This is a genomic window from Bacillota bacterium, from assembly GCA_018818595.1.
GTDB lineage: Bacteria > Bacillota_I > Bacilli_A > Izemoplasmatales > Hujiaoplasmataceae > JAHIRM01.
Genome location: JAHIRM010000013.1, coordinates 276,449 through 286,525, shown reverse-complemented (window position 1 = coordinate 286,525; position 10,077 = coordinate 276,449). Strand labels below are relative to the sequence as shown.

6 protein-coding genes are annotated in these 10,077 nt (G+C 31.8%); 3 read left to right on the top strand and 3 right to left on the bottom strand.

Going from position 1 to position 10,077, the window contains the following annotated elements; all coding sequences use genetic code 11:
- Nucleotides 1–1,558: recombinase family protein (locus KJ971_03995; protein MBU1145006.1), on the top strand; the 1,558-nt coding region annotated here is incomplete at its 5' end.
- Complete coding sequence (locus KJ971_03990) at nt 1,545–3,185, top strand: recombinase family protein (protein MBU1145005.1); 1,641 nt, start codon at nt 1,545–1,547, stop codon at nt 3,183–3,185. The genes KJ971_03995 and KJ971_03990, both read left to right, overlap by 14 nt.
- Before the next feature lie 72 nt (nt 3,186–3,257).
- Here KJ971_03990 and KJ971_03985 read toward each other — a convergent pair whose 3' ends face one another.
- From KJ971_03985 to KJ971_03975, 3 genes are all read right to left on the bottom strand, one after another.
- Nucleotides 3,258–3,551: a hypothetical protein gene (locus tag KJ971_03985; protein ID MBU1145004.1), complete on the bottom strand. Its 294-nt coding sequence runs from the start codon at nt 3,549–3,551 to the stop codon at nt 3,258–3,260.
- Between the two features lie 108 nt (nt 3,552–3,659).
- The gene (locus KJ971_03980) at nt 3,660–4,406 is read right to left on the bottom strand and encodes a hypothetical protein (GenBank protein MBU1145003.1); all 747 of its coding nucleotides are present in this window, start codon (nt 4,404–4,406) and stop codon (nt 3,660–3,662) included.
- A gap of 12 nt (nt 4,407–4,418) precedes the next feature.
- The gene (locus KJ971_03975; GenBank protein ID MBU1145002.1) at nt 4,419–6,749 is read right to left on the bottom strand and encodes an AAA family ATPase; all 2,331 of its coding nucleotides are present in this window, start codon (nt 6,747–6,749) and stop codon (nt 4,419–4,421) included.
- A gap of 546 nt (nt 6,750–7,295) precedes the next feature.
- Here KJ971_03975 and KJ971_03970 point away from each other — a divergent pair.
- Nucleotides 7,296–10,061 (top strand): RICIN domain-containing protein, encoded by a 2,766-nt coding sequence (locus tag KJ971_03970; protein MBU1145001.1) that lies wholly within the window; start codon nt 7,296–7,298, stop codon nt 10,059–10,061.
- Nucleotides 10,062–10,077 lie beyond the last annotated feature (16 nt).

The following is a 10,077-nucleotide window of genomic DNA, read 5'->3' as shown; positions in this document are numbered from 1 at the left end:
TCAAATCACTGAATTTACCAACAGAATCAATGAAAATCCCGAGTGGGATTTTGCTGGTATGTTCTGTGATGAAGGTATCTCAGGAACGAGTATGAAAAAAAGAGTGGGCATGTTAAGCATGCTTGAAGCAGCAAGAGATCAGCACATCGATTTAATCATCACCAAATCCATCTCACGCTTTGCAAGAAATACAGTAGACATCTTAACCGTCATCAAAGAAATGCGAACCATCAATGTAGAAATCTATTTTGAGAAAGAAAACATGAGTAGCCTGGATCCTAAAATCGATTTCATCTTAACCATTATGTCTTCAATCGCTCAAGAAGAGTCCAGAAACATCAGCGAAAACACCAAATGGGGAATCAGAAAACGGTTTGCCCAAGGAGAGTTGCTCATGGGAACAAGACATTTCCTAGGCTATGATAAGAATGAATTCGGAGAACTCGTGATTGACGAGGAACAAGCAAAAACCGTCAGATATATCTTTCAACAGTATTTAAATGGCATGGGCATCACAACACTTGCGAAGCATCTGATTGAACATGAGTTTAGTAATGGCCGAGGTGTCGTGACCTGGTATTCAGATACAGTAAAGGATATTTTGAAAAACGAAAAATATGTAGGTGATCTTCTTCTTCAAAAAACAGTAACCATAGATTATTTATCGCATGTATCTGTTAAGAATGATGGACACGCAACCAAATACTATATCAAAGACAGTCATGAAGCGATTATCGACAGGGAAACCTTTGATATTGTCCAGACCATGATTCATGCGAGAGATATCATCTTATCCAATGACAATAAAGAACGCTTCAAACACTTGGCACAAAAACCGATTAAGGGATTAGTCTATTGTAGTAAATGCAAACGCATGTATAATTCTAAAATGCACAATTCAGGAACCATCTTCAAAAAGAGCATGCTTAAATGTCATACCTCAAGAAACAATCCAGATAACTGTGATAATCATTCGATTCACGAACCTCTTCTAGAAAGAGCGACCTTATACGTCATTAAACAACTTACAGAAACCAAAGAGATGCAAGCATCCGTTCTAGCCTATATGGAAAAATCACTTGAAACAATCAATTCTCATGAACCATTAAAGCTATTAAGAGAAAAAAACATAGATATAGCTAATGAATTAAAAAGACATGTCAGAAGCAAAATCCGCTCTGGCATGTCTGATGAAAAATATGATGAAATCTATAGTCAACTAGAACAAGATTTAAATCAATGTGAAACAGATATCGAAAACTTAAAAAATGATGTGAATAGAGAGCTTTTGATGCGCAGACGGTTCTATGCATTAAAGAACTTTATTGATTCAAACTATGAAGACTTACACATCATCAAAAGTTTCTTCGGAATGCTTCTTGTTATGGGTAAGAACTATGTTCGCTATGTCATCGATGATACATTTTCGATCATTGATGATTTGCATCAACAAATGGATTCCATCAAAAAATATAAACCCATTGTTAAGGGTGTTTATATCGACACCTTATCAAAACAAAATTTCTATTACGAGGTAGTAAAACATGAAAAACGTTAAAGTCATCGAATCTTCAAAAGCAAGAGAACAAAAATATAAAATTAAACGCGTCGCTGCATATGCACGTGTATCAACCAAAAACGAGCTTCAAGAGTCCTCACTTGACTTACAGGTCAAGCATTATGCAAAAGAGATTATCTTTAATCCTGATTATATCTTCGCAGGCATTTACTATGACCACGGGAAAAGTGGGACATCGATGATCAAACGAGATGGTTTGCAGGCTCTCCTTAAAAAAATCCATGCAGGACAAGTAGATTTGGTCTTAGTCAAGTCTTTATCTAGGTTCGCTAGAAATACCCTTGATGCTTTAAAAGTCCTCCAGGAAACGAGAAAACTAGGAGTTGAGTTCTTCTTTGAAAAAGAAAACATCTCTTCTCTTGATACAAGTATAGATATGATTCTTACAATGATTGCAGGAATGGCTGAAGCAGAGTCTCAACAAATGTCATCAAACATCAGATGGGGCAGTCAAAGTAGAGCAAAAAACGGACAAGTCAAAGCATTTAAAACGTTTGGCTATGTTTTGGATAAGAACAAGAAATATGCAATCAATGAATTAGAAGCTGAAGCTGTAAGAACACTATATCAAATGAAGCTAGATGGGAAATCCAATAAAGAAATGCTAGATTATTTAAATTCCAACAATTTTACAACAAGCGTTGGAAAACCATTTTACACCGGAAGTCAAATAACGAATATTTTACGAGATGAAAAATACATTGGTAAAATCACATACGGAAAAAGTTATGTCAAAACTGAGGGATTTGAAAAGCAATCCGTCATCAATGAAGGTGAGCGTCCAAAATACATCATCAGTAATCATCATGAACCGATTATAGATGACGTTACCTTTAATAAGGTGCAGGAGATCATCGAAACTGCGAAAAGAATAAACGATAAACCTGCTGAATCAAATCATAGTGAATACAAACGTTTTGTCTATTCCTTTATCCATAAAGCTTATTTGTATCGAAAAAAGAAATACATCAATGATCCGAAATATGATCTACTAGAAAACGACTATTTCCGTAATCCCCACTTCCCCCGTTTTTATGTTAGACACGTATCCAAAGTGCTACTCAAGTCACTCAATGCCTTAGGCTCGAAATTTAGCGCTTTGGAAGGGGGATTTGACAAGCAAGTGAATGAACTTTTAAGTAAACAATATATTGAACAAAGATTAGAAAAGCAAGAGGAACTTTTAAATGATTACATGAGACAATATTATCAGTTAGAACGAAAAAGTCAAAAGGATTCAAAGGATCGTGCACTTCTATTTGAACTAGAGGATATCATTATTCAGGAGAGTATGAAATATACTTCTATAGAAGATGAGTATATGAATATTCAAGATGGTTTGGATTCATTAGAATCCATTAAGAAAGCTATCAAGCAACAATCATATCCGATAAAGGAACTCGATTCTAAAAAGGTAACTCAGATATTTGAAAAGTTTGTGATTGTAGATAAAGAGAATTATGTATCCTTAATCAATATTTCGGGAAAAGAACTTAACTTTGAAACAATGAAAAATGCAGTGACTCGAGAGCCACTGCATGAAGGATCTTATAAAACGAATGGTAAAAGCAATCTAACAATTACATGGAAGATTATCCTTGTTTGATCTCCCATGCGGTATAAACCGAACGGTAGCTGCAATCCCAAGTATCTAGGATGACTCCATCGATGCAAGCAACTACATCCCTGACATCTTTAAGATGTAGGTTCCCCTAGGGTGTAACACAGTAAAGTCGGTACCTTTGATTCGAGGTTCACCTTTAACTGGTTTAAAGATCAATCTTGGATAACCTTTGAAATAATCATATAAGAACTTGGTATCCTTATAGCTTGAGTACCCAAGTTCTTTTTTCTTGCGGTTTAATTCTTTACGACAGTCTAAATAATTGTTGTTGGTTGCTGTAGCAATTGCACGAACAACACAATCATTTGTCTTAATTCCTTTTGGATGCGAATTGTACTCTTTGAACATAATATATAGTCTCCTTTTTTTGGTTACTATATATATTGCTCAAATATTATCAAATAGCAAGGAATAGATGAATATAGTTTCTCTAATACTATAATTTAGACAAAAACTTTAATTAAGTGCTACTATTTCATCCAAGAAAAAAAAGATTCCGTTAGAAATAAAATATTCTTGAATTTTTCGATAAGTGTCATATACTACTCCATCATTTGACACTTGTTTGACATGGATATTATATTTTTCAACCAAATATGTCATATATTCATTTAAATCATAAATTATCTCTTTATCATCAATATCTTTTATAAAATCATCGAAATGATGAGATCCCTCAATTATTTCAGGCTCTGAAAATTTAATGACTTGATGTGGTTTTGATGTATACCCAATACGATGGTCGGAATCCAGTTTATATTTTCCTATTCTTTTCACATTCAAAAATAGGGAACAACTACAAATTTTATTATTCAAGAAAAAATTGTCAAAATCTGTATCTGTATGAAACATTGGAGATACATAGTAAACTCTATTTCTCTTGTCTAACGTCAAGTTAAATAAGGTATTGTGCTGTGATGAGTTAAAGTTATTTTTTTTGTTTCTCAAATCATATCTATAGTAACTAGAGTTAAAACTATTGTATTCGGTTGCTGTACTTAATTTCATGAATTCTGGAACTTTAAATTGAAAATAGAATGGCCTGTATGCTGTTATTTTAAGATCATAGCCAACTTTAGCTTCTTGACGAAGATTTGGCATTTTGAATAAAGACCCATCCTTAAAATTAAACATCGATCCATTTAAAAGCTCGTATAATACGGCATATCCATACTGAAATTCGCTAAAATCTGTGTTTATCATTCTCTTCTCCCTTTAAATTGTTATTGTTTCGTATGGCAAATTATTGACGAAATAAAACAATTCACTCATTTCAATTTCTGAACAATCAATTCTTCTAAGTCCGTAATTTTGATTAGGATGATTGTAAGTATTAATTATTGGAATATACATTTCCAAATTATCTAAAATATTCTCTGGAACATGTTTTTTTGCCAACTCTAGCAAGTCTCTTGTTGTCATAAAATCTGACAATCCGGAAATGCTATTTTTATCAATAATATCAAGCAAAAATTTATCGATTTTCAATCGGGTATTATACATGTTGCTTGTATCAGAACTTAAAATTTCTTTAAAGTCAATATTTTCTAAATTCACATTAGATAAATCAAATGTAATTGAATTATTTGTAATTTGCTTGAACTTTTTTTCTAAATATTTAAAATATTCTTCACTAATTTTATTAGTTCTAAAATGAATTAATTTACTTGCTTCTGAAAAAAAATTGCCATATTCTGTTTTTCTAAAATATTTTCCATTAACAAATCGGTTTACCATAAGATTATATTCTAAAACGTTTCTGGAACGTATAACAAATTCAAGTAAAATTTCCTGCGTAATACTATTTGAATTGTCTTTGATGAAAGATAAATCGAATTTCAAATCACTCTCTATAATTTCTCTAGCATCTATTTCTTCTAATTTACCATCAATTAAATTAAAATGTTTCATTTTTGGTATATAAGCGAGTGTATTTGAAAAACTCTTTTCATGAGAAAAAATAATTACTTCCTTTGAAATTGATTTTGCCATTATATTTCTTAAATCACTAACCATCGTAAATCTTCTTTGCGCATCGTAACTAGAAATTGGATCATCAATAATAATCATATTTTTGCCGTTAGTAAGTTTGTTTTCTAGATCTACCATGAAGAAAATCCAAGCTAAAATTGATTTTTCCCCTTCACTTAAAACATTTTTAATTGTATCTTTATTTAAACTCTTGTGTTTTTTTGGAAAGCCAATTGGTATTAGTTCCAATTCAAGATGAGCTTGATTAATTCTTGTGGTACTCTTTTGCTTATACTCTTTGAACTCAATAGTATACTTAAGTCCATAATCCTTAAGTTTCTTATTTATTTTCCCTATATGATTAGTTAATGCTACTTCCTGTTTATCTCTAATATCACTCATTTTTTGCTTTATCGATCTATTTAGTTTATAGAAAATGGATGTTTTAGTTTTTATGTCCTTTTTTAAATCATCGTTTTTAATTAAATTTTCCGATCTAGAGATAATATTAATCACTCTATTCGGTTCCATCATTTCAGTCGTTAAATTGAATATGTCTTTGATTTCCAAATTATTTATAACTTCATTTATTTCAGCTAAATATAGTTTAAAATATCTTAATCTTTCCTTTATTGCAGTTTTCTCGCTAATTTTAGTAAAAACGATTTTTTTTGCAATATTTTGTTTTTTCTCATTTAGTAGATCAAGGACTTCACTTTTAAGCATATGTAAATCTATATTTTCAACGAAGATATATTCAGTATTTGGGTCAAAAGTAGCAATATTATTATATATATCATTGATCTTAGCCATTATCATTTCATTTACATCATTTTTTTCTATGGATAAATCTTTGTAAAAACTGATCAAAGATAATTGTAAGTCGGTGTCTATTTCTTGCCCACAATAAGGGCATATATTATCTGCCTTTCTTACTTGTGCTCCTGTTTTTAGCCACTTTATTGAAAAAGTATCGATACTATTAATATTTTTCGATATTCTTTTTCTTACAGCTTCTTCAATTAGAAAGTTTTGATCATAACTTGTATTTAATATCTTGATTGATTCATCTAAATTTTCGTAAAAATAGTCAAGACTATTATAATTGTTAGACATTACATCAAGTTTTGATTTTAGCTGAGTGTTTTCTGATAACATTTCCAAATGTTTATTTAACAAATGATCAATTTTCTGACCAACATTTTCACCAACAAACATACGAAAATATTGTTTTTTATGATCATCAGATATAGACCCATTAATATATATATTGTTTTCAATAAATTCTTCATCAAAACAAAACAACTTTATCTTTTTTGTGAAAGGGCTCTGAAGTTTTGCAGACTCGTAAATAATCGTCTCATTGAATATACTCAATTTAGCTTCACACATCTTTGGCGTGCCACTAAAAGAAGGTTCTAATTTAGAGCCTTCAGTAAAGCCTCCTTTTAATATATTCTTTATTGTAGATTTTCCCGATCCATTTAACCCATAAATAAAAGCATTACTTGACAAATCAATAGGTATAGTCATTTCTTCAATACATCCGACCTTTTTGATTATCTCTACTTTCATAATTCCCTCCCAAATTTAATTTTTTTCAATAACTGAAATCCTTTATTTACATTATAACACTTATTAAATAACAGGAAAAGTAAACTTTGCACTTCGTAATATATATATCATGGTGTAGAAAAAATCTGTTTTTGGACATTTCAGTAAAAACCATAAAAAAATGATAGAAATCGCTTCTATCATTCGTCATTTCATTCAAATTTATGTAATCATTTCATAACGCTTCATAGTGACATACATAGGACCGACAGTCTACTATAACGGGTTAAGGTGTTAAGTATGACGTAAAAGATTATAAAATCATAAACATATCTCAAAACAATATATATATCACAAATTAGTCATAATTATTTCATGATGTCTTTTATTCACTATTGATGTTTGCTATAATGTATTTGATAAAAACTATTCATTCTTGGGAGGAGAAAGGAGGCGTCGGTAATAGCAATATAAACTATTTTTCTTATTTTTTTGCAACGTGTTTTGTACTTGAACACAAATAGTCATTACAATTATTAAAAAAATAAAATAAAAATGGAGGAACAAATGAAAAAAATTATATTAATACTTCTTTTATGCGTATTTTCTTTTGTAGGTATGTCATATGCAAACTTTATCGGTGTATCAACTGCAGAATTAGGGTATGAAGCCGCAGACCTAAACAAAGCCGAAATTGCGGATACCGTTAATAATGTCTTTACTGAAAGCCAAAATCTAGATAATGAAATACCTGATGGAGCACCTTCTGATTTTATCTTTGTTGAAGGCGGCGATGATATTGGTGGTGTACCTGGAAAGTATTACACCTACAATATCGTAGATGGTGGATATTACCGAATTGTAAACGTTAAAACTGGAAAGTACATGGAAGTTAAAAACGCTAGTGTAACTGATGGAACAATCGTTACAACAAATGTTTCTACTACCGGTACTAACCAAATCTTTAAAGTTAAATATTTAGGTCAAGATACTTATGAATTTTATCCTTATTACGTGAATATGAATCTTGATGTAAATTTATCTGATGTTTTACAAATTTCTGCTCAAAGTTACACTTCAGAACAAGCCTTTAAAATAAATCCACTTTCTTCTACTACGTACTCTATCTCTACCAAAGAAAGTGGCTATTTGGATCTTCTAAGTGTAAAATACAGTGTCTTTTACTTGTTTGGATTCCCAATCTATACTGATTTAAAAGATGTCGTGACAAAAGCAGCTTCTTCTTTTATAAGTTCATCAAAAGCATATAGTGAGTGGCGTTTTGAACGATACGAATATTCAGCTGATACTGCATCAAAATACTATATTCAAAGTTATACAACAGGAAAATATTTAACGGTTCCAAATTACAGTACTACAAATTCTACTTACACAAAAATGGAAGCTTTTTCTGGTGGAGAAAATCAACTTTGGAAACAAGTCTACAATAGCCCTTATTTCTATTATTCACCTATGCATCAAACGGAAATGAATCTAGACCACCGATATGCTTATTATTCTTCCACAAGATTGATTAAAGAAGATCCTAGCACAACCTATCAAAAATTCACAAAGGTCTATGCTGGAAACTTTGATGGATCTTCCTATTACTATTTAAAAACATATTCAGGATACTATCTCGTTGAAAATACTGCCTATAATTACATTACCACAACTTCTAATGTGGCGCTAGCCGCTAAATGGAAGTTCACCACGATGCCATTTAATGATCCTGAAACCTCAAAAATTGAATTTATTCAAGATTATGGAAATCCAACTGAGGTAGCTTCAAAAACCGTTTATGGTTCTATGACTGCCTATGAATATTACGACATTTATACGTTCCATCCAACCGTTACACAAATTTATACTTTTACGATGAACCGTACAAACGATAACATTGTCTTTGCTGTATTCAAAAATGGTACAACTACAGCTGAAATTGATGAAACTTGCGTTATTAATGCAATTGGTTTTCAAGTTTGGAATGTAGAACTAACGGCTGGTGAAACCTATTTTGTCTTTGTTTGTAGTGCTAGTTTTACAGAAACGGGATCGTACAATATGAAAGTTGACGATGATTATGTGAATTCAGCAGTAGCACTTCGTTTTGAAAATGGAAACATCATCGTAAACGGTGAAAACGATATTGTGGAAACTATTTGGATGAATAGTTTAATTGTCAGTATCTATAACATTTTAGCAACCATAATAAGCCCATCTGAAAGCATAGCCGATAAAGTTCAAGTCGTGGTTGATATGTTTTCAAGTGTTGCTGCTTTCTTTGACTCCTCGCACATTCTTGATAATAACTCAGACTCAGTTACTTCCTTATTTAATGTATATACCGCAACCACATTAAACTATACTCTTTTCGATCAGGTGAATTATTCTCGTCTAGAACAATTAGAAAATGATCCGGACTATTATGTGAATAACGATCCAAGAAACGACACAAATCTATATTCTGCCCCTTCCTATGATCGAGGAGCAGATGACGAAATAGTTGGCCTTACTAATCACTGCCCTGCCGCTGCAGGACTCACCATTTTAGCTTATTATGATCGTTATTTCCCAGATTTAGTGCCAAATTACGCAACGTACAATTCACCTTTAGGTATCTATTATGCTAACGATGAAAATCAACTCTACGCTGACTTAGAAGACCCAATCTACTTTGAAGACATTCCGTTTTTCATTGATTTTTCGTCAATTGTCGAAATCAATAATTTCTTTACCGACCAAGTAATGGCTGAATTATATGATTACATGCTAATTAACGATTGGTTGGATACGATTATTTATGACGCTTTGGCAATATTTGTTATTTTTGATGGTATACTAAATGGATTTGAAACACTTGATCAAGAATACATTGATAACTTAAATGAACTATGTGTTGCAATTGATGAAGCTGAAATTGGTGGCGGTTTTGCTTTTTGTGTTAATTATGGTTTAAAACAATACATCTTAGATCAAGGATACCAAGTAGAAACTCAAACCATTAATTTAGGGCAAAATCAAGGCAATTACCGTGCTGTATTCGACTTAGTCACAGCTTATATTGAAGAAGATACTCCTCTTATTATTTCGGTTTATAACAATTGGACTTTGGCAACGATTGGCGGTACTTATCTTCCTTCTACTTGGCAAGACGTAACGTTCCATGGAATCGTGCAAGCCCATTCCATGACGATTATTGGAACTAAAATTGTTCAATATGGTGGAGTAGATCATCTTTACTACAAAGTCGCAAATTCTTGGGGCGGCTATGATTATTTAAAAGCAGATGAAGGATGGATTGCTGATATTACCGCTTTTATTATCAGTTAGTTCTATTGCATTAAAA

Coding starts and splice junctions, on each gene's coding strand:
- KJ971_03990 (MBU1145005.1), top strand. CDS start 1,545: ATGAAAAACGTTAAAGTCATCGAATCTTCAAAAGCAAGAGAACAAAAA.
- KJ971_03985 (MBU1145004.1), bottom strand. CDS start 3,551: ATGTTCAAAGAGTACAATTCGCATCCAAAAGGAATTAAGACAAATGAT.
- KJ971_03980 (MBU1145003.1), bottom strand. CDS start 4,406: ATGATAAACACAGATTTTAGCGAATTTCAGTATGGATATGCCGTATTA.
- KJ971_03975 (MBU1145002.1), bottom strand. CDS start 6,749: ATGAAAGTAGAGATAATCAAAAAGGTCGGATGTATTGAAGAAATGACT.
- KJ971_03970 (MBU1145001.1), top strand. CDS start 7,296: ATGAAAAAAATTATATTAATACTTCTTTTATGCGTATTTTCTTTTGTA.